This is a genomic window from Lonepinella sp. MS14434 (assembly GCF_042468235.1).
In the GTDB taxonomy this organism is placed as follows: Bacteria; Pseudomonadota; Gammaproteobacteria; order Enterobacterales; family Pasteurellaceae; genus Lonepinella.
Window position 1 is genome coordinate 612,596 of sequence record NZ_CP170386.1, and the last position, 20,986, is coordinate 633,581.

21 protein-coding genes and 1 riboswitch are annotated in these 20,986 nt (G+C 37.0%); of the genes, 13 read left to right on the plus strand and 8 right to left on the minus strand.

What is annotated here, in order from left to right; all coding sequences use genetic code 11:
* The first annotated feature begins 57 nt into the window (after positions 1–57).
* Positions 58–603 (plus strand): bifunctional 3-hydroxydecanoyl-ACP dehydratase/trans-2-decenoyl-ACP isomerase, encoded by a 546-nt coding sequence (gene fabA / locus O1Q79_RS03100; protein ID WP_386685952.1) that lies wholly within the window; start codon positions 58–60, stop codon positions 601–603.
* A 44-nt stretch (positions 604–647) separates the two neighbouring features.
* Here the strand turns inward: fabA and smrB are convergent, their stop codons facing one another.
* Entirely contained in the window at positions 648–1,163 is a 516-nt protein-coding gene (smrB, locus tag O1Q79_RS03105) for an endonuclease SmrB (protein WP_386692902.1), read from the minus strand.
* A 96-nt stretch (positions 1,164–1,259) separates the two neighbouring features.
* On the opposite strand from smrB, the gene prmB reads away from it, so the two are divergent.
* A complete protein-coding gene (gene prmB, locus O1Q79_RS03110; protein WP_386692904.1) occupies positions 1,260–2,177 on the plus strand; it encodes a 50S ribosomal protein L3 N(5)-glutamine methyltransferase in 918 nt (305 codons plus the stop codon).
* Between the two features lie 44 nt (positions 2,178–2,221).
* On the opposite strand, the gene O1Q79_RS03115 is transcribed toward prmB, so the two are convergent.
* Positions 2,222–2,620 carry a YhcB family protein gene (locus O1Q79_RS03115; RefSeq protein WP_386693339.1) on the minus strand — a complete coding sequence of 133 codons (399 nt, stop codon included), beginning with the start codon at positions 2,618–2,620 and terminating at the stop codon, positions 2,222–2,224.
* Between the two features lie 324 nt (positions 2,621–2,944).
* Here O1Q79_RS03115 and rplM point away from each other — a divergent pair, with 324 nt between their 5' ends.
* The 3 genes from rplM (at position 2,945) to O1Q79_RS03130 (ending at position 4,324) form a co-directional block, all read left to right on the plus strand.
* Complete coding sequence (rplM, locus tag O1Q79_RS03120) at positions 2,945–3,373, plus strand: 50S ribosomal protein L13 (protein WP_386692905.1); 429 nt, start codon at positions 2,945–2,947, stop codon at positions 3,371–3,373.
* 15 nt (positions 3,374–3,388) lie between these two features.
* A complete protein-coding gene (rpsI, locus tag O1Q79_RS03125; protein ID WP_386685960.1) occupies positions 3,389–3,784 on the plus strand; it encodes a 30S ribosomal protein S9 in 396 nt (131 codons plus the stop codon).
* Positions 3,785–4,111: 327 nt separating this feature from the next.
* Complete coding sequence (locus tag O1Q79_RS03130; protein ID WP_386685963.1) at positions 4,112–4,324, plus strand: cold-shock protein; 213 nt, start codon at positions 4,112–4,114, stop codon at positions 4,322–4,324.
* Positions 4,325–4,396: 72 nt separating this feature from the next.
* On the opposite strand, the gene purU is transcribed toward O1Q79_RS03130, so the two are convergent.
* Both purU and O1Q79_RS03140 read right to left on the minus strand, forming a co-directional pair.
* A complete protein-coding gene (gene purU / locus O1Q79_RS03135; RefSeq protein ID WP_386692906.1) occupies positions 4,397–5,236 on the minus strand; it encodes a formyltetrahydrofolate deformylase in 840 nt (279 codons plus the stop codon).
* A 72-nt stretch (positions 5,237–5,308) separates the two neighbouring features.
* A complete protein-coding gene (locus tag O1Q79_RS03140; protein ID WP_386692908.1) occupies positions 5,309–5,707 on the minus strand; it encodes an H-NS family nucleoid-associated regulatory protein in 399 nt (132 codons plus the stop codon).
* Between the two features lie 140 nt (positions 5,708–5,847).
* Positions 5,848–6,057: riboswitch (Lysine riboswitch) on the plus strand.
* Between the two features lie 96 nt (positions 6,058–6,153).
* Between O1Q79_RS03140 and O1Q79_RS03145 the strand changes: the two genes are divergently transcribed.
* The 3 genes from O1Q79_RS03145 to ilvN all read left to right on the plus strand — a co-directional run bounded on the left by O1Q79_RS03145 (position 6,154) and on the right by ilvN (position 10,204).
* A complete protein-coding gene (locus tag O1Q79_RS03145) occupies positions 6,154–7,689 on the plus strand; it encodes a Na+/H+ antiporter NhaC family protein (protein ID WP_386692909.1) in 1,536 nt (511 codons plus the stop codon).
* A gap of 291 nt (positions 7,690–7,980) precedes the next feature.
* Positions 7,981–9,699 carry an acetolactate synthase 3 large subunit gene (locus O1Q79_RS03150; RefSeq protein WP_386685973.1) on the plus strand — a complete coding sequence of 573 codons (1,719 nt, stop codon included), beginning with the start codon at positions 7,981–7,983 and terminating at the stop codon, positions 9,697–9,699.
* Between the two features lie 13 nt (positions 9,700–9,712).
* Positions 9,713–10,204 (plus strand): acetolactate synthase small subunit, encoded by a 492-nt coding sequence (gene ilvN / locus O1Q79_RS03155; protein ID WP_386685976.1) that lies wholly within the window; start codon positions 9,713–9,715, stop codon positions 10,202–10,204.
* A 96-nt stretch (positions 10,205–10,300) separates the two neighbouring features.
* Here the strand turns inward: ilvN and dacB are convergent, their stop codons facing one another.
* Positions 10,301–11,728 (minus strand): serine-type D-Ala-D-Ala carboxypeptidase, encoded by a 1,428-nt coding sequence (dacB, locus tag O1Q79_RS03160; protein WP_386692910.1) that lies wholly within the window; start codon positions 11,726–11,728, stop codon positions 10,301–10,303.
* Between the two features lie 154 nt (positions 11,729–11,882).
* Between dacB and greA the strand changes: the two genes are divergently transcribed.
* Complete coding sequence (gene greA, locus O1Q79_RS03165) at positions 11,883–12,362, plus strand: transcription elongation factor GreA (RefSeq protein WP_386685980.1); 480 nt, start codon at positions 11,883–11,885, stop codon at positions 12,360–12,362.
* Positions 12,363–12,527: 165 nt separating this feature from the next.
* Here greA and yhbY read toward each other — a convergent pair whose 3' ends face one another.
* Complete coding sequence (gene yhbY / locus O1Q79_RS03170) at positions 12,528–12,830, minus strand: ribosome assembly RNA-binding protein YhbY (RefSeq protein ID WP_386685982.1); 303 nt, start codon at positions 12,828–12,830, stop codon at positions 12,528–12,530.
* Positions 12,831–12,936: 106 nt separating this feature from the next.
* On the opposite strand from yhbY, the gene rlmE reads away from it, so the two are divergent.
* From rlmE to glmM, 4 genes are all read left to right on the plus strand, one after another.
* Entirely contained in the window at positions 12,937–13,563 is a 627-nt protein-coding gene (gene rlmE / locus O1Q79_RS03175; protein ID WP_386692911.1) for a 23S rRNA (uridine(2552)-2'-O)-methyltransferase RlmE, read from the plus strand.
* A gap of 91 nt (positions 13,564–13,654) precedes the next feature.
* On the plus strand, positions 13,655–15,577 hold the full coding sequence (gene ftsH, locus O1Q79_RS03180) for an ATP-dependent zinc metalloprotease FtsH (RefSeq protein WP_386690230.1): 1,923 nt from the start codon (positions 13,655–13,657) through the stop codon (positions 15,575–15,577).
* A 111-nt stretch (positions 15,578–15,688) separates the two neighbouring features.
* Complete coding sequence (folP, locus tag O1Q79_RS03185; RefSeq protein ID WP_386692912.1) at positions 15,689–16,516, plus strand: dihydropteroate synthase; 828 nt, start codon at positions 15,689–15,691, stop codon at positions 16,514–16,516.
* Positions 16,517–16,591: 75 nt separating this feature from the next.
* On the plus strand, positions 16,592–17,926 hold the full coding sequence (gene glmM, locus O1Q79_RS03190; protein ID WP_386692913.1) for a phosphoglucosamine mutase: 1,335 nt from the start codon (positions 16,592–16,594) through the stop codon (positions 17,924–17,926).
* Between the two features lie 273 nt (positions 17,927–18,199).
* On the opposite strand, the gene O1Q79_RS03195 is transcribed toward glmM, so the two are convergent.
* The gene (locus tag O1Q79_RS03195) at positions 18,200–19,579 is read right to left on the minus strand and encodes a Do family serine endopeptidase (RefSeq protein ID WP_386693340.1); all 1,380 of its coding nucleotides are present in this window, start codon (positions 19,577–19,579) and stop codon (positions 18,200–18,202) included.
* Positions 19,580–19,784: 205 nt separating this feature from the next.
* Complete coding sequence (gene purR / locus O1Q79_RS03200) at positions 19,785–20,792, minus strand: HTH-type transcriptional repressor PurR (RefSeq protein WP_386692914.1); 1,008 nt, start codon at positions 20,790–20,792, stop codon at positions 19,785–19,787.
* Between the last annotated feature and the right edge of the window lie 194 nt (positions 20,793–20,986).

The following is a 20,986-nucleotide window of genomic DNA, read 5'->3' on the forward strand; positions in this document are numbered from 1 at the left end:
GTTAATTCAGTAAGTTTACTGAAAAATATCCTATGATTTACTTTTAAAGAGAAAAAAATGACTAACACCTGTACACCAGAAACAATTCCAGAAAGAAAAAATTCTTATAATTATGAAGATTTATTAGCCTCTGGGCGTGGTGAATTATTTGGCAAAAAAGGTCCACAACTTCCAGCCCCAATTATGTTGATGATGGATCGTGTGATTGAAATGAACGAAACTGGCGGCTTGTTTGGCAAAGGTTATGTGGAAGCCGAATTGGACATTAAGCCAGATTTATTTTTCTTTGGTTGCCATTTTATCGGCGATCCAGTGATGCCAGGCTGTTTAGGCTTAGATGCGATGTGGCAACTGGTTGGTTTTTATCTTGGTTGGATCGGTGGCGAAGGTAAAGGTCGTGCTTTAGGTGTTGGCGAAGTGAAATTCACTGGTCAAGTGTTACCCACCAATAAAAAAGTGACTTACAAAATCCATTTCAAACGTGTGATTAATCGTAAATTAATTATGGGTGTGGCTGATGGTGAAGTGTTGGTTGACGGTCGTGTGATTTATACGGCAACAGATTTGAAAGTCGGATTATTTCAGGATACATCAACTTTCTAATTGTGATATTGGTTTTGATAAGCTCAAGGGTTGCCTTGAGCTTTTTACACATCCACCAACACCAAAATAGCTGCATCACCGCCCCATTCTCTAGGGGCTTGATGTAATGCTCGTACTTTGGGATGTTGCACAAGCCAACGGGGGATTTGATTTTTCAGGGTAAATGTGCCGTAGCCAGTCATAATACTAGCACAAAAAATATTATCGTTTTCGCAGGCTTGAATTAGACTCGCTAATTCTAATTTAGCTTGTTCACGGGTTAAACCGTGCAGATCTAAAAAAATTTCTGGGGAAAAATCGCCACGGCGAAGTTGTTTTAACAAATAGCTATCTTCATTTTCTCGTAAATATTTCACCGCACTTTCTTCGTTTAATAACGGCTCATACTGATCGGAAAAGTAAAATAAGGTATCTTGCTTTTCTCGATTATCTTTCAATTTCGCTTTTTGTTTGAGTTTAAATTTATTCAGTTTTTGTGACGGAACATAAGTATCTTGTTTGAGTGGCTTGATACCTTTTGTTTCTTGCAAAAAGAGTAATTTCTCGTCAGTTTCTGACATACTTAGTTATCCTAAAATTAATAGAGTCGGGACAAAATTCAATAATTTCTATATACTAACGGAAAAACTTTGTTTTACCAAATAGGAACAATAAAAATGGCGTTTTCTGAACAGAATTTATCGAATGATTTGCACACTATTAAAGATTATTTACGTTGGGCATATAGCACCTTTAATAGTGAACCACTTTTTTATGGACATGGTATGGATAATGCGTGGGACGAAGCGTCATTATTGGTATTAACTAGCTTGAATTTGCCATTAGATGTGCCGACAGATTTATATGATAGTCGTTTAACCCAACAGGAAAGAGAGCAGATTATTGCATTAGTCACAGAACGAGTGGAAAAACGGATTCCAGCCCCTTACTTAGTTAATACTTCATGGTTTTGTGGTTTGCCATTTTATGTAGATGAGAGAGTATTGATTCCACGTTCACCGATTGGCGAGTTAATTCAAAATGGTTTTGCAGAGTTTATTGAGCAAGAGCCAACCAGAATCATAGATATGTGTACAGGTAGTGGTTGTATTGCGATTGCTTGTGCAGAGCGTTTTCCTGATGCAGAAGTCGATGCAGTGGACTTAAGCCGTGATGCTTTGGATGTGGCGGAATATAATATTGAACGTCACGGTTTGAATGAGCGAGTAATCCCGATTCAATCGGATTTATTTGAGCAGTTACCGCAGGATCAATATGATTTAATCGTGACCAACCCGCCTTATGTGGATCAAGAAGATATGGACAGTATGCCCGAAGAATTTTCCCATGAACCTGAATTGGCACTAGCGGCAGGCGATGACGGTTTGGATTTGGTGATAAAAATTTTAGCAGAGTCACCAAAATATTTAAAAGATCATGGTGTATTAATTTGTGAAGTAGGAAATTCAATGATTCATTTGCAAGCTCGTTTTCCACAAGTACCGTTTAATTGGATTGAATTTAAAAATGGGGGATTAGGGGTTTTTTCGTTAACTAAAGCCGAGTTGGAACGGTATCATCACTTATTTGTATAATCAAAAATAATAAGGGCGAATTATTTTGAATTCGCCCAAATATATTAATTCTTTAACAACCCAGAAGAACCTTCTTTATAATCTTTGGGCGGATTTTCTGGCGTAATGGCGGTAGATTTTTCTGAATTCATAAAACTTTGTAGAAATAAACTTTTATTATTGGCATCAGGCAAAAGTTGTTCAGAAGATTTGGCAAGATGACGGTAGATTTTCTGATAATCTTGTGCCAGTGTTTTAAATAAGTCAGCACTTTCTGCAAAATGTTTCTCTAATAATTGTTTTTGGGATTCCAATTCTTGTTTGGCGTGAGTTAGCTCTTTTGCGGTTTCAGTTTGTTTTTTTACCGATCCTTTGGTCAAACTAATGAATAAATAAGCTAAAATAAACCCAACAAAGAGTCCGATTCCAGCAATTAACCACATTTCATTTGACCAGTTCTGAATGTTTTGCATAATGCCCCCTTAAGTTAATTATTAATGTATGATGTAAAACTATTATCTTATCATAGCGTTAAAATTTACTTTTGTCTTGTATGATTTTAGTTTTTTGCTATAAAAGTGCGGTTAAATTTTGTTTATTTTTTCACTAATTACTGGTTTTTTTCTATCAAATCTTGTATAATCGCACGACCCTGTGAATGTTGCGGTTTTCCCACCGCACATTATTTGTCGAGATCGCACTCGAAGGGGTGATGATTGAGATCAATGGTTGTGTTTATCTTAATGATTGACACTGGGTATTAATATTTAATATTGGTAATTTAATTAATGAAAACTTTTGTAGCAAAACCAGAAACAGTTAAGCGTGACTGGTATGTAGTAGATGCGACAGGTAAAACGTTAGGTCGTTTAGCCACTGAATTAGCTCGTCGCCTTCGTGGTAAACATAAAGCGGAATACACTCCACACGTTGATACTGGCGATTATATCGTGGTAATCAATGCAGAGAAAGTAGCCGTAACAGGTCGTAAAGAAGACGATAAAATTTACTACTGGCACACTGGCTATGTAGGCGGTATCAAACAAGCGACTTTCAAAGAAATGATTGCTCGCCGTCCAGAAGCAGTGATTGAAATTGCGGTTAAAGGTATGTTGCCAAAAGGTCCATTAGGACGTGCAATGTTCCGCAAATTAAAAGTGTACGCAGGTTCACAACATGAACATGCCGCACAACAACCACAAGTTTTAGATATTTAATCACGGAGCAAAAAAATGACAGCAGCAAATCAAAACTACGGCACAGGTCGCCGCAAAAGCTCTTCAGCTCGTGTATTTATCAAACCGGGCAATGGTAACATCACCATTAACCAACGTTCTTTAGACGTATATTTCGGTCGTGAAACATCACGTATGATCGTACGTCAACCATTAGAACTCGTTGAGTTGACAGATAAATTAGACCTTTACATCACTGTTACTGGTGGTGGTATTTCTGGTCAAGCGGGTGCAATCCGTCACGGTATCACTCGTGCATTGATGGAATATGACGAATCTTTACGTCCAGCATTACGTGCTGCGGGCTTTGTTACCCGTGATGCTCGTCGTGTTGAACGTAAAAAAGTGGGTTTACACAAAGCACGTCGTCGTCCACAATACTCAAAACGTTAATTCTTTATTTTTCGTTTTATACAGAAATTGCAAGTCGAAAGGCTTGCAATTTTTTTTGTTTTAGAGGAAAAGTGCGGTTATTTTTTAACATATTTTTAATAATCATTTTTATTTTCAAAATGGAGTAAATAATACTTGCTTTAATATGGAGTTAATGCTTTAATGTCTTACAGCTAGACAGTAGTTTATAAAATGCGTTATTAGTTCTTCCGTATCACAAGTTTTAAATTTGTTCTTGGATTTTTTAATATCAGTTTCTATATCCTTCTTAGCACAATTGCTTGTTTTCTCAAGCGCAAATTTAAATTTTAAAATAAGGAAGACAATATGTCTAAATTAAACGGTTCTGTAAAATGGTTCAACTCTGATAAAGGTTTTGGTTTTATTACTCCTGCAAATGGTGGGAAAGATTTATTCGTTCATTTTTCTGGTATCGTAGGTGACAACTATAAAACCTTAAACGAAGGTGACAACGTAGAATATAATGTACAAGATTCTCAACGTGGTCCAGCTGCGATTGATGTTGTAGTTATCAAATAATTTTTATTATGATGAATTTTTAAATCCCCAATTTTGGGGATTTTTTATATTCTTAAATTAATAGAATAGCGATTATAAAACGATAGTTTTATTTTGGAATACAAATAAACGATCATGGATGGCTAAATCTAACGCTCGACTTAGTACCGTTTTTTCCACATCTCGTCCCGCTTTCATCATCATTTCCGCCGAATAGGTATGATCCACATTAATCACATTTTGCATAATAATCGGACCCTCATCTAATTCATTATTAATAAAATGTGCTGTGGCACCAATAATTTTTACCCCACGTTCATAAGCTCGTTTATAAGGATTAGCACCAATAAAAGCTGGTAAAAAAGAATGGTGAATATTGATCACACGATTTGGGTAACGAGCTACAAATTCTGGATTTAATACCCGCATATATTTGGCTAGCACAATTAAATCTGGGTGATATTCATCAATTTTTTCGGCTAATAATTTATCGTGTTCAATCCGAGTTAAATTTTCGTGACTGACGCAATGAAAAGGCACATCAAAACGTTCCACAAGAGAACGTAAACTCTCATGATTTCCAATCACCGCGGCAATCTCAAGATCTAATCCGCCATAATAGGTTTTCATTAATATATCACCCAAACAATGGGCTTCTTTGGTGACCAAAATGACAATGCGTTTTTTACGATTTGAATCTATTAAACGACAGTTTGTGCCTTGTGGCAGGCTAAATGCTAAATCGGCGAGTAGTGTTTCTTCATTAAAGATACCTTGTAATTCAGTTCGCATAAAAAAATGTTTTGTTTCAAAATCGACAAACTCATTATTATGTACAATATTTAATTGATGTTTGTAGCAGATATTGGTTATTTTGGCGATTAATCCTTTATCATCAGGGCAATCGGTTAGCAAAATTTTATTTTCAATCATATTATAGTTCCTATTCTGGTAAACAAATAAAACCCATTTTTAAATGGGTTTTATTATTAAATTTAAGATTGCTTAAATTTTAAAATCATCTAGCAATTTACCCTCTTCTAATGCTTTTTTAATAACTAAGGGTGTACGACCTTGTCCGCTCCATGTACGTTCTTCACCTTTGTTATCAATATATTTATATTTTGCAGGAAGTGATTTACGCGTTTTTTTACTTTTTGTTTCTTTAACGTCAGAAAGTAATTCGGATAAAGAAATACCTTTTTCTTTTAGTTCAGCTTGATATTTTTTAATGAGTTCTTGGCGAGCCTTTATTTCTTTGATTTCTGCTTCTGCTTTTTTACGTTTTTCATCGATAATAATTTGTAATTTCTCTAGAATTTTTTCCGCTTTGCTTAAATCAATAGTATTAATGGCGGCACGTAAATTGCGTAAATTATTTAATGTGTTTGCTAAATCACTCATTTTATTCTCCTTAAGTTGATTTGACATGGTTAATAATCATATCCTTATTATACTTTTTTGTAAATATTTTGTTTTTTCTGTTTATATATATAAAAAACCTGTTGGCATTTATGTATTATTCAGGTAATCTTTGCAAATCCTACAAATGTAGAGGTGCGAATATTATAAGTATTTTTTCGGAGTGGATAACGGAGAAGGAAAAAGAAAGGAATATTTGCCGAAATCAATTAAAAGTCATTTTGATTGGTTGGTGACGTTATCGAAAGAAACGTTACTGTCATAGTCTAGGGTATGATATTTTAACTAAAAATCTTATACCTGTTTATTTACTATGGAGCGCTACTGTTAGGGTAGTTTTATTAACTACCTTTATCTTTAAATCATTTTAACATTATTTAATGTGAACTGATGTCAGTGGTTCTCCCTTACTTTTAGGTAGAGAACGAATGGAACTTATCGATTTTTCTTCTTCAATGTGGTCGGTTTTACCACCATTATTAGCCCTTGGTTTAGCCATTATTACACGTAAAGTTTTATTGTCATTAAGCGTGGGTATTATTGTTGGGGCATTAATGTTAACTGGATCAGATTTCAGTTTAGCATTAAGTTATCTTTTGGAACGTGTGTCTTCACTCGTTTATACAGTAGAAGATGGGGTATTCGCACTCAATGAGAGTAATGTGCATATCATTCTTTTCTTATTATTACTTGGTATTTTAACCGCACTTTTAAGTGTTTCTGGAAGTAATCAAGCATTTGCTGAATGGGCGCAACAACGTATTAAAGATCGCCGTGGGGCAAAATTAATGGCAGCTTGTTTAGTCTTTGTAACCTTTATTGACGATTATTTCCATAGTTTAGCGGTGGGTGCCATTGCTCGCCCTGTGACGGATAAATTCCATGTTTCTCGTGCTAAATTAGCCTATATTCTGGATTCTACCGCCGCACCTATGTGTGTCATGATGCCAGTTTCTAGCTGGGGTGCTTATATTATGACGCTAATTGCAGGTTTATTAGCAGAACATGCTATTACGGGTTATACTCCATTTAGTGCTTTCATCACCATGAGTGCGATGAATTTTTATGCTATTTTTTCCATGATAATGGTTTTTGTGGTGGCTTATTTTTCTTTTGATATTGGACCAATGGCTCGCCATGAGAAAGTAGCCTTAGAACAAGCAGAAACACAGACAGAAATTCAGCAACAAAGCTCAGGAAAAGTGCGTAATTTGGTGTTACCGATTTTAACTCTGATTTTAGCCACTGTTGCTATGATGATGAAAACGGGTAACGATGTTTTAGCCGCAGACGGTAAACCTTTTAGTATCTTAGGTGCTTTTGAAAATACTACCGTAGGAATCTCATTAGTGGTTGGTGGGGTCAGTGCATTGATTGTATCTACATTATTAATTGCGGTGAATAGAAATGTCAGTATAAATGAATATGGCAAGGCATGGATCGTGGGTATTAAATCCATGCTAGGTGCTATTGCTATTTTATTCTTTGCTTGGACGATTAATAAAATCGTGGGTGATATGCAAACAGGGAAATATCTTTCTACTTTGATTTCAGATAATTTAAATCCAGCATTTTTACCCGCTATTTTATTTATTTTAGGTTCGGCAATGGCATTTTCAACGGGAACGAGCTGGGGAACTTTTGGGATTATGTTACCCATTGCCGCAGCTATCGCTGTTAATGCTTCACCTGAATTATTATTACCTTGTTTATCTGCGGTAATGGCTGGTGCAGTGTGTGGAGATCATTGCTCACCAGTTTCAGATACCACGATCCTGTCATCAACAGGGGCGAAATGTAACCATATCGATCACGTGACTACCCAATTACCTTATGCGTTATTAGTGGCGTTAGCCACAACCATAGGCTATTTAGTGATTGGTTTTACGCAATCGGGTTGGCTTGGTTTCATTACCACAGGAGCAGTGTTGTTTATTGCTATATTTGTCAGTAAGAAACGTTAAAAATGTGATCTGCTTCAAATTTTTAAATAAAAATTTTATTTTGTTCTAGGTTTATAAAATGCGGCTTTATGTCGCATTTTTTATCTTTTTGATAATTTTTATTTATTAAATATTGTTATTTTAATAAATTTAGAATTTTATTCTGATAAAGTTGGTTTTTTAAGCTAAAAAAAGAATAGACAATTAACCAGAATTTAGTACACTAATTTCACAAATTAAGGAATATTTCCTTTTAATAAAAAGTGCGGTTCAAAATTCTGTAGAAATTGTCAGTAAAAACGGAGTGATTTTATGAAGAAATTATCAGGTGCAGAAATGGTTGTGCAATCTTTACGTGATCAAGGTGTAAAATATTTATTTGGTTATCCAGGTGGATCAGTATTAGATATTTATGATGCAATTCATACCTTAGGTGGGATTGAACACGTGCTAGTTCGCCATGAACAAGCTGCTGTTCACATGGCAGATGGTTATGCTCGTTCAACGGGTGAAGTGGGTTGTGTGTTAGTCACATCAGGTCCAGGTGCAACCAATGCGATTACAGGGATTGCTACTGCTTATGCGGATTCCGTTCCGTTAGTGGTGTTGACTGGTCAAGTCCCTTCTCATTTAATCGGTACAGATGCGTTCCAAGAATGTGATACTATCGGTATTACTCGTCCAGTAGTAAAACATAGTTTTATTATTCAGCGTCCAGAAGATATTCCAACCATCATTAAAAAAGCCTTTTATATTGCTTCAACAGGTCGCCCAGGTCCAGTGGTGATTGATATTCCAAAAGATATGGTGAATCCTGAAAATAAATATCCTTATGAATATCCAAAAGAAATTAGTATGCGTTCTTATAATCCAAATTCACAAGGACATAAAGGACAAATCAAAAAAGCCTTGAAAGCCTTATTAGTGGCGAAAAAACCTGTTTTATATGTGGGCGGCGGGGTTATTATTAATAATAGTAGTGCGAAAGTTAGACAATTTGCTCAATTATTAAATTTGCCAGTCACTTCTTCCTTGATGGGGTTGGGGGCTTATCCAGCAACCGATCGTCAATTCCTAGGTATGTTAGGTATGCACGGTACCTATCAAGCCAACTGTGCTATGCACGAGTCTGATTTGATTTTAGGGGTGGGGGTACGTTTTGATGATCGCACTACCAACAATGTGAACAAATATTGCCCTCATGCTAAAGTGATTCAAATTGATATTGACCCAACGTCTATTTCAAAAAATATTCCAGCTTCGATTCCGATTGTGGGTAGTGTGGATAATGTGTTTAGCGAATTTTTAGCCTTATTAAAAGATGAAAATTTAGTGAAATCCCAATCTGATTTAACTGAATGGTGGCAACAAATTGATCAATGGAAAGCGAAAAAATGTCTTGAATTTGACCGCACTTCGAAAGAGATTAAGCCACAAGCGGTGATTGAAACCATTTATCGTTTGACCAAAGGCGATGCCTATATCGCTTCTGATGTCGGGCAACATCAAATGTTTGCAGCTTTACATTATCCCTTTGATGAACCACGTCGTTGGATTAATTCAGGTGGGGCTGGGACAATGGGTTTTGGTCTGCCAGCGGCTATCGGGGTGAAATTTGCTCACCCAGAAAGCACTGTGGTTTGTGTTACGGGGGACGGCAGTATTCAAATGAATATTCAAGAACTTTCTACCGTAAAACAATATGATACGCCGATTATCATTGTGAGTTTAAATAACCGTTTCTTAGGCATGGTGAAACAATGGCAAGATTTGATTTATTCAGGTCGTCATTCACAAGTTTATATGAATTCTTTGCCTGATTTTACTAAATTAGCGGAAGCCTATGGACATGTTGGTATTCAGATTGATCACGCTGATGAATTAGAAGAAAAACTTAGTCAAGCCTTTGCGATTAAAGATAAATTGGTGTTTGTGGATGTGTTGGTTGATGCCACTGAAAATGTATATCCAATGCAATTACGTGGTGGTGCGATGAATGACATGTTATTGTGTGCACCAAATAAAGAATAAGGAGAAACAGAAAATGCGTAGAATTTTATCAGTATTATTAGAAAATGAATCAGGTGCATTATCTCGTGTTGTCGCCTTATTTTCTCAACGAGCCTTTAATATTGAAAGCCTAACCGTTGCACCAACCGATGATCCAACCCTTTCTCGTATGACGATTGAAGCATCTGGTGATGAGCAAGTGTTAGAGCAAATAGAAAAGCAATTACATAAATTAGTCGATGTGTTTAAGGTGATTAGTTTAAGTGGTTGTGAACACGTTGAACGTGAAGTGATGTTAGTGAAAGTTCGTGCCACAGGCACATCACGTGATGAAATCAAACGTTTGACCGATATTTTCCGTGGACAAATTGTGGATGTCACCACCAAATCTTATACGGTGCAATTATCTGGTACAAAAGATAAATTAGATGCCTTTATTCATGCTTTGAAAGAAGAAACCAGTGTGCTGGAAATTGTGAGATCTGGCTTGATTAGTCTTTCTCGGGGCGAGAAGAATATGCTTTAAGCATTAGGATTTGTTTTTTATCGCTAAATTGGGTTTCTCGGGTGGGAAACCCAATTTTAATTATGTTGAAGAAGATCAGATGTTCAACATAAAAAATTACTCTGCATAAACGCCATTATAAATCTGACTTTCAAACTGTACTAACGGTGCTCGTTTAGTTTTATTTTCTAACTCACCAGTAGAATAACCATTAATAAATTGTACAAAGGCGACTTTCTCGCCACGAGCATTGGTCATAAAACCAGCTAAATTATAAACCCCTTTCAACGATCCTGTTTTGGCAAGTACATTTTTCACTAAAGGTGGTTGCGTTAAGCTACCACGTCCACTGATCGTACCGTCCACGCCAGCAATCGGAAAGGTTTCTAATAGGTGTAATGTATTTTCATTTTTCGCCATATATTCAAGTGCTTGTAACATGGTTTCTGGAGCAATGAGATTATGTCGTGATAACCCCGAGCCATCAGCCACAATGCTATTACCAAATTTGATACCCGCTTGTTTCGCTAAAATATTTTTTAATGCCATCGCTCCCAGTTGGAAAGTAGCTGGGCGTTTGTAATGTTGATAAGCAATAGTACGGAATAGAGCATCCGCAATTTGGTTATCTGATTTCTTCATCATTTTTTTCAATAAATCGGGCAGTGGTTTAGAGAAATGTTGAGCTAATAATGTACCTTTCTGTGGGTGGCGTGGAATTTGTACATTACCGTTAAACTGAATACCTAAACGGCTTAATTGACGTTGTACGATTGCTGCTGCATAAGCATCGGGATCTTGCACTGCGAAACTTAGCCCAAAAGGTTTACTTTGTCTGGCTATACAACCTTTGATTTGATAGCGGTTATTGTCATGAACCACAGCATCAAGCTGGCAATAATTAGATTCTTCATTACTAACCACTTGCACCTGACCAAAGATCTGAATTGGGAATTGAGAAGGTATGTTAAATTTAACATTTTCACCGACACTTTGATTGGCATCTAAATCTACATAAAAGCAGTTATTGTCAATATTGGCGGCGGCTGGGGGGGAGTTAAAACACATAGTTAAATCATTCCAAATCCAACCAGAACCGCGATCATGACTAGCAAAAATTGACGTATCTAAAATCAGATTGCCAGTGATTTTTTGAATATTTTGTTTTTTTAGTTGAGCTAATAAGGTGTAAAGTTGACCACTGGTTAAATCAGGATCACCCGTGAATTTGATAATTAAATCACCGTTTAAACCATTATTTTGAATTTTACCATTGGTAAGTAAACTGGTTTCAAATTGAAATTGGTCGCCTAATGTCAATTTGGCAGCTAAAGCCGTAAAGACCTTTTGGGTACTTGCTGGCAACATAAATGTGTCGGCATTATATTGAGTGATAATTTGGTTATTATGGAGATTTTTGGCTATAAAGCCCAAACTCGCTCCATGTGGTAATTGTTGTGCGATAGTGGGAATATCTATTTGTGACAATACTGGTGTGGAAAAAATAAGGCTGACCAGTAGCCATTTTTTGCTTAAATACTTCATTGTTGTGTTTTTAGGGTTGCTATTTTTTGTCAGAAGAACAATAATAGACTCCGAACTCGATTGAGTAAACTTTTTTCTTAACTTATTTTAACTGCGACATTGTTAATTCAATGCCGTGGTTTTGTTTTTACCTAAAAAAGGATAAATAAACACAATGCTAAAACAAATTCCCATGACTGTGCGTGGTGCAGAGCTACTCAAACAAGAACTGGATTATTTGAAAAACACTCGTCGTCCAGAGATTATTAAAGCGATTGCGGAAGCTCGTGAACACGGTGATTTAAAAGAAAATGCCGAATATCATGCAGCTCGTGAACAACAAGGTTTCTGTGAAGGACGAATTCAAGAAATTGAAGGTAAATTATCCAACTGCCAAATTATTGATGTGACTAAAATGCCGAATAATGGCAAAGTCATTTTTGGGGCAACTGTCGTGCTGTTAAATGTGGATACGGAAGAAGAAGTGAGTTACCGTATTGTGGGTGATGATGAAGCGGATATTAAATCAAGTTTAATTTCCGTTAATTCGCCTATAGCTCGTGGCTTAGTTGGTAAAGAAGTTGATGATTCAGTTACGATTACTACACCTGGTGGCAAGGTAGAATTTGAGATTGTGGAAGTGGAATATAAATAATTTTGCTTTTTTGGGTTACCCCCTCACTCCTTCGGACAGCTCCCCCCGCAAGTAGGGGGAGCAAAATGAATAGGAGAAACAATTTTCTAGCGAGAATAGATTGGAGCAAAATTTTCTTCCCCCTGCTTGCGGGGGGAAGTCCCCGAAGGGGGGATGGGGGGCAAATTATTTCTTCGGCAACGAAATTTTTTTCTCTTCGCTTTGGCGATACAACACCACAACGTGACCTATGGTTTGTACTGCTGTAGATTTGGTTTCACGCACAATAGCATCAATAATGAGCTGTTTAGTTTCACGATCCGCACCAGCTACTTTAACTTTGATCAGCTCATGATAATTAAGAGCATTGTCGATTTCAGCCAGAACACCTTCGGTTAAACCATTGCCACCAAGCATGACGACAGGATTTAAATGATGGGCTAATCCTTTGAGAAATTGTTTTTGTTTGGTTGATAATGTCATTGACATAAATATAATCCTAAATTAAAAAAGTGCGGTGAAAAATACCGCAGTTGGCTTGAATTAGGCTATTTTAGCCTTATATTACAAAAACTACCACAAAATTTAAGAAATTATGGGAAGAAAAAGATCGGCAAGTTCAAGCCGTTGGTTAAATGAACATTTTAAAGATCAGTTTGTGCAGAAAGCACATAAACAAAAATTACGCTCTCGAGCTTATTTTAAATTAGATGAAATCCAGCAATCGGATCGCTTATTTAAACAAGGCATGACGGTAGTCGATCTTGGGGCAGCACCTGGGGGGTGGTCACAATATGTGGTTAGCCAGATTGGGGGTAACGGTCGTATCATTGCTTGTGATATTTTGGAAATGGATCCTATTGTAGGCGTGGACTTTTTGCAAGGGGATTTTCGTGATGAAAATGTGCTTGCTGCATTACTTGAGCGAGTAGGTGAGAGTAAAGTAGATGTTGTGATGTCAGATATGGCACCGAATTTTAGTGGTATGCCGTCAGTGGATATTCCACGAGCCATGTATTTAGTAGAACTGGCATTAGATATGTGCAAACAAGTGCTGGCAAGCAAGGGCAGTTTTGTGGTGAAAGTGTTTCAAGGTGAAGGTTTTGATGAATATTTGCGAGAAATTCGTTCACTTTTTACCACGGTCAAAGTTCGTAAGCCAGAAGCATCACGAGATCGTTCTCGTGAAGTCTATATTGTAGCAACAGGATATAAACATTAATTGCATTGATTGTTTTGCTTAATATCAATTTTATAGTAAGCTAACAGCAATTTTTTAACTTTAACTAAAATGGGGTCAAACCTTGAACGATATGATTAAAAATCTTGTCCTTTGGGTAGTTGTTGCGGTTGTGATGATGACGGCATACCAAGGATTTAATTCAACTGATACAAACAATCGTATTGATTACACTACATTTATGACAGATGTAGAAAATCAACAAGTTGCACAAACTAAATTTAACGAAGTGGGCGAAATTTTTGTCACTAAAAGAGATGGTTCAAAATATACTACCGTATTACCTGCACCACTAGAAGATCGTCAAATTCTCAATGACCTGTTAAAACAAAAAGTTAAAATTGAAGGTGCATTACCTGAACAACGTAGTTTATTATCGCAAATTTTAATTTCGTGGTTCCCAATGTTGTTCTTAATTGGGGTATGGGTTTTCTTTATGCGACAAATGCAAGGTGGTGGCAAGGCAATGAGCTTTGGTAAGAGCCGAGCAAAAATGTTGAATAAAGAACAAATTAAAACGACCTTTGCGGATGTTGCGGGTTGTGATGAAGCTAAAGAAGAAGTAGGTGAAATAGTCGATTTTCTGCGTGATCCAAGCAAGTTCCAAAATCTTGGCGGTAAAATTCCAAAAGGTGTATTGATGGTTGGTCCACCAGGGACAGGTAAAACGTTGATCGCAAAAGCCATTGCTGGCGAAGCGAAAGTCCCATTTTTCACGATTTCAGGTTCCGATTTTGTGGAAATGTTTGTGGGGGTAGGGGCATCACGTGTACGTGATATGTTTGAGCAAGCGAAGAAAAATGCACCTTGTTTAATTTTTATTGATGAAATCGATGCCGTTGGTCGTCAGCGTGGAGCTGGTTTAGGTGGTGGTCATGATGAACGTGAACAAACCTTAAACCAAATGTTAGTCGAAATGGATGGTTTTGAAGGTAAAGAAGGGATTATTGTCATTGCTGCAACTAACCGTCCTGATGTGCTTGACCCTGCATTAGTTCGCCCAGGACGTTTTGACCGTCAAGTCGTGGTTGGTTTACCTGATGTGCGTGGACGTGAGCAAATTTTAAAAGTACACATGCGTAAAGTACCATTAGATAATGACGTGGATGCCATGACATTGGCTCGTGGCACACCTGGTTATTCAGGGGCAGATTTGGCAAATCTTGTTAATGAAGCAGCATTATTTGCTGCTCGTAGTAACAAGCGTGTGGTAACAATGTTAGACTTTGAAAAAGCTAAAGACAAAATCAATATGGGACCTGAACGTCGCACCATGATTATGACCGATAAGCAAAAAGAAAGCACCGCTTATCATGAAGCAGGACATGCGATTGTAGGATATATTGTGCCTGAACACGATCCAGTGCATAAAGTCACCATTATTCCTCGTGGTCGTGCGTTAGGGGTAACATTCTTCTTGCCTGAAGGTGATCAAGTTAGCATTAGCCAAAAACAATTAGAAAGTAAACTTTCTACTTTGTATGCAGGACGTTTAGCGGAAGATTTAATTTACGGTGAAGAAAATATTTCTACGGGGGCATCTAACGACATTAAAGTTGCGACTAATATTGCTCGTAATATGGTTACGCAATGGGGCTTCTCCGATAAACTCGGACCGATTCTTTATACTGAAGATGATGGCGAAGTATTTTTAGGGCGTTCAATGGCGAAAGCCAAACACATGTCAGATGAAACTGCTCACGTGATTGATGAAGAAGTGCGTGCTATTGTGGCAAGAAACTATGATCGAGCAAGACAAATTCTGATTGATAATATGGATATTTTGCATGCAATGAAAGATGCGTTAGTGAAATATGAAACCATTGAAGAAGAGCAAATTAAACAGTTGATGAAGCGTGAACCAGTAACCCCACCAAGCGGCTGGGATGAGAAAAGACATGGTGAACCGACTAAAACTGAAACGAAATCTGATGAGCCTAAGCAAGCTGAAAGTGCGGTGCAAAAAGGTGAAAATTTGGATAATAAATCAGAATAATTCGAGATAAAACAAAGGGATCATTATGATCCCTTTTGTTTTGTGTTTTTCTGTTTATTTGCGTAATATTTCGCTATAATATGCTATATATTAATTTTTAATATAGTGAATATGAAACTTCAAGCGAATAATAAAGTCTTAGATTTATCCCGTCCCCAGATTATGGGAATTTTGAATTTTACCCCTGATTCTTTTTCTGATAGTGGTCAATTTTTTCAACTGGATAAAGCATTATTTCAAGTGGAAAAAATGCTTAATGCTGGTGCGAGTATTATTGATATCGGCGGTGAATCTACTCGACCAAATGCACAAGAAGTGTCAGAACAAGAAGAATTAGAGCGTGTGGTTCCCTTGGTTGAAGCGGTGCGAAAACACTTTGATTGTTGGATTTCGGTTGATACATCAAAAGCCATTGTAATGTCAGAAAGTGCTAAAGTTGGAATGGATATTATTAATGATATTCGTGCATTGCAAGAACCAGATGCCTTAACAACGGCGGTGAAATTAGCTTTGCCAACCTGTCTGATGCACATGCAAGGGCAACCACGAACAATGCAGGCGAATCCATACTATAAAAATGTAGTGGAAGACGTGTTGGAATTTCTGCAAAATCGCACCGCACTTTTTTTGCAGCAAGGCGGAAAGGCGGAAAATGTGATTTGGGATGTCGGCTTTGGTTTTGGTAAAACCGTACAACATAATTTTACCTTATTACAACAGCAAGCTCGTTTTGCGGTGCAAGGTTATCCTGTGTTAGCAGGACTTTCACGTAAGTCAATGTTAGGTGCTGTGTTGGACAAAACAGTGGATCAACGTTTAATCGGTAGTGTTACTGGGGCGTTATTAGCCGCACAAAATGGAGCAACTATTTTACGAGTGCATGATGTAGAAGAAACCACAGATGCCTTAAAAATTTGGCAAGCAATGATGAATGCGTAATATTTATATAGGGTGGATGATGTATTCGCCTAAAAATACAATATTTTTATAGAATAGAAAAAAGGAAAACAAAAAATGGCAGAACGTAAGTATTTTGGTACCGATGGCGTACGTGGCAAAGTGGGAATATTCCCAATTACTCCAGATTTCGCCTTAAAACTTGGTTGGGCAGCAGGTAAAGTGTTGGCAACACAAGGTTCTAAAAAAGTATTAATCGGTAAAGACACGCGAATTTCTGGCTATATGTTGGAATCCGCTTTAGAAGCAGGGTTAACCGCAGCAGGTTTATCAGCCGTGTTTGTTGGTCCGATGCCAACGCCAGCTGTAGCTTATTTAACTCGTACTTTCCGTGCTGAAGCAGGTGTTGTGATTTCAGCATCACATAATCCTTATGATGATAACGGGATTAAATTTTTCTCAGCCCAAGGTACAAAATTGCCTGATGAAGTAGAAGAAGCTATTGAAGCCATGTTAGATCAGCCGATGGATTGTGTGGCATCAGCAGAATTAGGTAAGGCGAGCCGTATTAATGATGCTTCAGGGCGTTATATTGAATTTTGTAAAGGTACATTCCCGACAGAATTAAGTTTGGAAGGTTATAAAATCGTACTAGATTGTGCTAACGGTGCAACCTATCACATTGCACCAAGTGTTATGCGTGAACTTGGGGCGGAAGTGATTGAGATCGGTACTGAACCAGACGGTTTAAATATTAATGAAAAATGCGGAGCAACAGATATTAAAGCATTGCAAGCCAAAGTATTAGAAACTAAAGCCGATGTTGGTTTAGCCTATGATGGTGACGGTGACCGTATTATGATGGTAGATCATTTAGGCAATATGGTGGATGGCGACCAAATTCTTTATATTATTGCTCGAGAAGCGTTACGTTCTGGTAATTTAAAAGGCGGTGTAGTCGGTACTTTAATGAGCAATATGAGCCTTGAAATTGCCTTAAAACAATTAGGTGTACCATTCTTACGAGCCAACGTAGGCGACCGTTATGTATTGGAAAAAATGCAGGAAAATAACTGGAAATTTGGCGGTGAAAATTCAGGGCATATTATTATCTCGGATAAAAATACTACAGGCGATGGCATTATTGCATCACTAGCAGTATTGACCGCTATGGTACAACACAAATTAAGTTTGAATGAATTAGTAACGGCAGTGCCATTATTTCCACAAGTATTAATTAATGTACGTTTTGCTGGTGGAGAGAATCCATTAGAAAGTGATACAGTAAAATCTATAGCATCCGATGTAGAAAAACGTTTAGCAGGTAAAGGTCGAATTTTATTACGTAAATCAGGTACTGAACCGTTAATTCGAGTCATGGTAGAATGCCAAGATGGCGAACTTGCTCAACAATGTGCAGAAGAAATTGCTAATGTGGTGAAAGCTAATTAAATAAATACGGTACAAAATTGATCTGATTTCAAAAAAGGGATGCTTATTGAGGGGATTGATTAAAAATACATTATATAAAATGCACTCTAAGAACTAGTCTATTTTTCAATTAATTTATGATTGGTATTCTCCATTTTTTGTTATTAGAATGGTCCACTATAAGAGTTTCAGCTCCCGAATGAGGAGTATTGAATCATAAAAATCTACCCCTAGTGAGTTGGATTTAATATTCAACTCACTAGGGGTAGAGCGTTTGAAGGAAACTTAGAAAAATTATTGTACTAATAAATAGAAATTATTTTGTCCACGTTTCACATTAAGAGCAATGGCAGAAGGTTTCTCATCTAATGCGTTGCGTAGGTCTTTTAATGTTTTTACCGGTTGACGGTTAATACCTACAATTACGTCACCGACTTTTAAACCACTTTGGGCTGCCGGGGAATTTTTCTCGATTTTTTCGATTTCAATACCTTCTTTTCCATTAGTTAAAAGAGCTCCTTCAAGAGCTGGCAAAATACCGTCAGTACTGTTTTCACCAGATTTTACAAAATCATCGGCTTGCAAGGTAACTTCGGTTTTTTCGGCTTTACCATCACGTAAATAGGTGAGTTCAAATTTTTTGCCGGCACCAGAAGTAGCAATTTTTGCCCTTAATTCGGTAAAACTTTTAATTTTTTGACCGTTTAATTCGGTAATCACGTCACCTGCTTTTAAGCCAGCTTTAGCAGCAGCAGAATTCGGTAATACTTCGCTAATAAATGCCCCTTGTTGTGCATCAATATTAAAGGCTTTAGCTAAATCTGCATTGAGCTCGCCCCCTTTAATGCCTAATACGCCACGACGAACTTCACCAAATTCAATGATTTGTTTTACTAAATTATCTGCCATATTGGATGGAATCGCAAAGGCAATCCCCGCATTACCACCACTTGGCGAAATAATGGCAGTATTTATGCCGATCAATTCGCCTTTTAGATTGATTAATGGTCCACCTGAATTACCACGGTTCACCGCAGCATCGGTTTGAATATAGTTTTCATAAGTGCCACTATCAGAACCCGTAGAACGACCAAGTGCGGAAACGATACCCGATGTTACGGTTTGACCTAAACCAAATGGATTACCAATAGCCACAGTAAAATCACCTACACGTAATTTATCACTATCTGCAATACTAATTTCGGTTAAGTTTTTCGGATTTTCTACTTGTACTAAAGCAACATCAGATTGTTTATCTGTACCAATGACTTTACCTTTTAATTCTCGTCCATCTTGTAACGTCACCGTGATTTTATCTGCTTTATCAATAACATGATTATTGGTTAGTACATAGCCTTTTTGTGCATTAATAATCACACCAGAGCCCATGCCTTTAAATTGGCGTGGTGTAGATCCGCCACGATTACCAAAGAAATCATCGCCGAAGAAAAAACGAAATTCATCGGGAATATCTTGATTTCTAGCGGTGTTTTGTTCTTTACCTTCAACGTTAATGGAAACTACCGCTGGAAGCACTTTTTCTAGCATCGGGGCTAGGGTTGGCAGAGTTATGCCAGCCACTTCATTTGGTAATTCTGCCATAGTGGTAAATGGAGTGCTTAAAACACCTAATCCTAATGTAATAGCGGTTAAGGTAAAACTCATTTTTTTCATTTTCATAATATTTCCTTTCTAAAATTAAGTGAATAGTTTGCGTATGAATATGACAAGAGAATGAGGAAAATGTTCAGAAATTCAAGGTAAACATGTTGAAAAAATGAATATTCATGATCTAACTACTAAAAGTAGAGCGTTTACTTTACGGATTGATAACAGTCTTAGACTTGAGTAGTTTCTATCTTTTTTCGTCTTTTTTGACTTAAGTCTTAATACTTCTCACAGATTTTCTCACAATTAATTCTGGATAGAGTTCAATGGTTTCTTTTTCATTGTTTTTATGATGAATACGTTCAAGCAGTAATTTCAAGGCACGTTCACCTAATCTTGCTTTAGATTGATGAATAGTTGTGAGTGGAGGAGCATAAAAACGAGATGAGTGAATATTATCGTAGCCGATAATTGAAATATCATCAGGTACTCGTAAACCTTTTTCGGTAATAGCTGAAATTGCGCCTAATGCCATAACATCATTACAACAGAACACCGCAGTCGGTAATTCTGTCTGTGCAAGAATCTTATTCATACATTCATAACCATCTTCGGGTTCGAAAAAGCCTTCTTGAATCCAGTTAGGATTTAGTGTGAGTCCAGCATCATGCATGGCTTTTTCAAAACCTCGGAAACGAGTTTGAGATGTAGTTTTGCTGAGTTCGCCAGCAATAATCCCGATTTTTTGGTGACCATTTTCAATCAAATGTTGGGTTGCTAAATAACCACCACTAAAACTGTTATCTAGAATTATATCGTTATTACTATGCTGAATTCCCCATTCCATAACTACCATCGGTAATTCTCTGAAATTATTAAATAAATCAAGGCTCTCTTGGTGATATTCAGCACACATAATAAGTACGCCATCGACTCGTTTTTTGGCTAGCATCTCCAAATGATTTTTAATTTTTTCTGCATCATTTTGGGTATTACATAAAAATAAGGAATAGCCTTGACGGTAACAATGGCTTTCTACGGCTTGGATTATTTCCGCAAAATAAGGAGCTTCACTGGTGGTAACGATCATACCGATAGATTTGGTCGTATTAATTTTAAGGCTACGAGCTACAGCACTAGGTGAATAACAAAGTTGTTGAATTGCATTCATTACAGCTTGCTTAGTTTCTTGTGCAACGTGCCTTGTATTATTGATGACATGAGAAACGGTCGTTGTAGATACACCTGCCATTTTTGCTACATCTTTAATTGTTGCCATATTTATCTCCCTGAAAATTTTGCTTATTATAAAGTGAAAAGCATAAAAAATGTATGAAAAAATAAATTAAACTGATAGAATGCATAGTGAATTTAGATAATTTTTAATACCCTTTAAATATATAGGAGAAAAATATGAGTGATTTCGGTTATGCAATGGTGATGGTTGTACTTTCATTAAGTATTGTTGTGGGA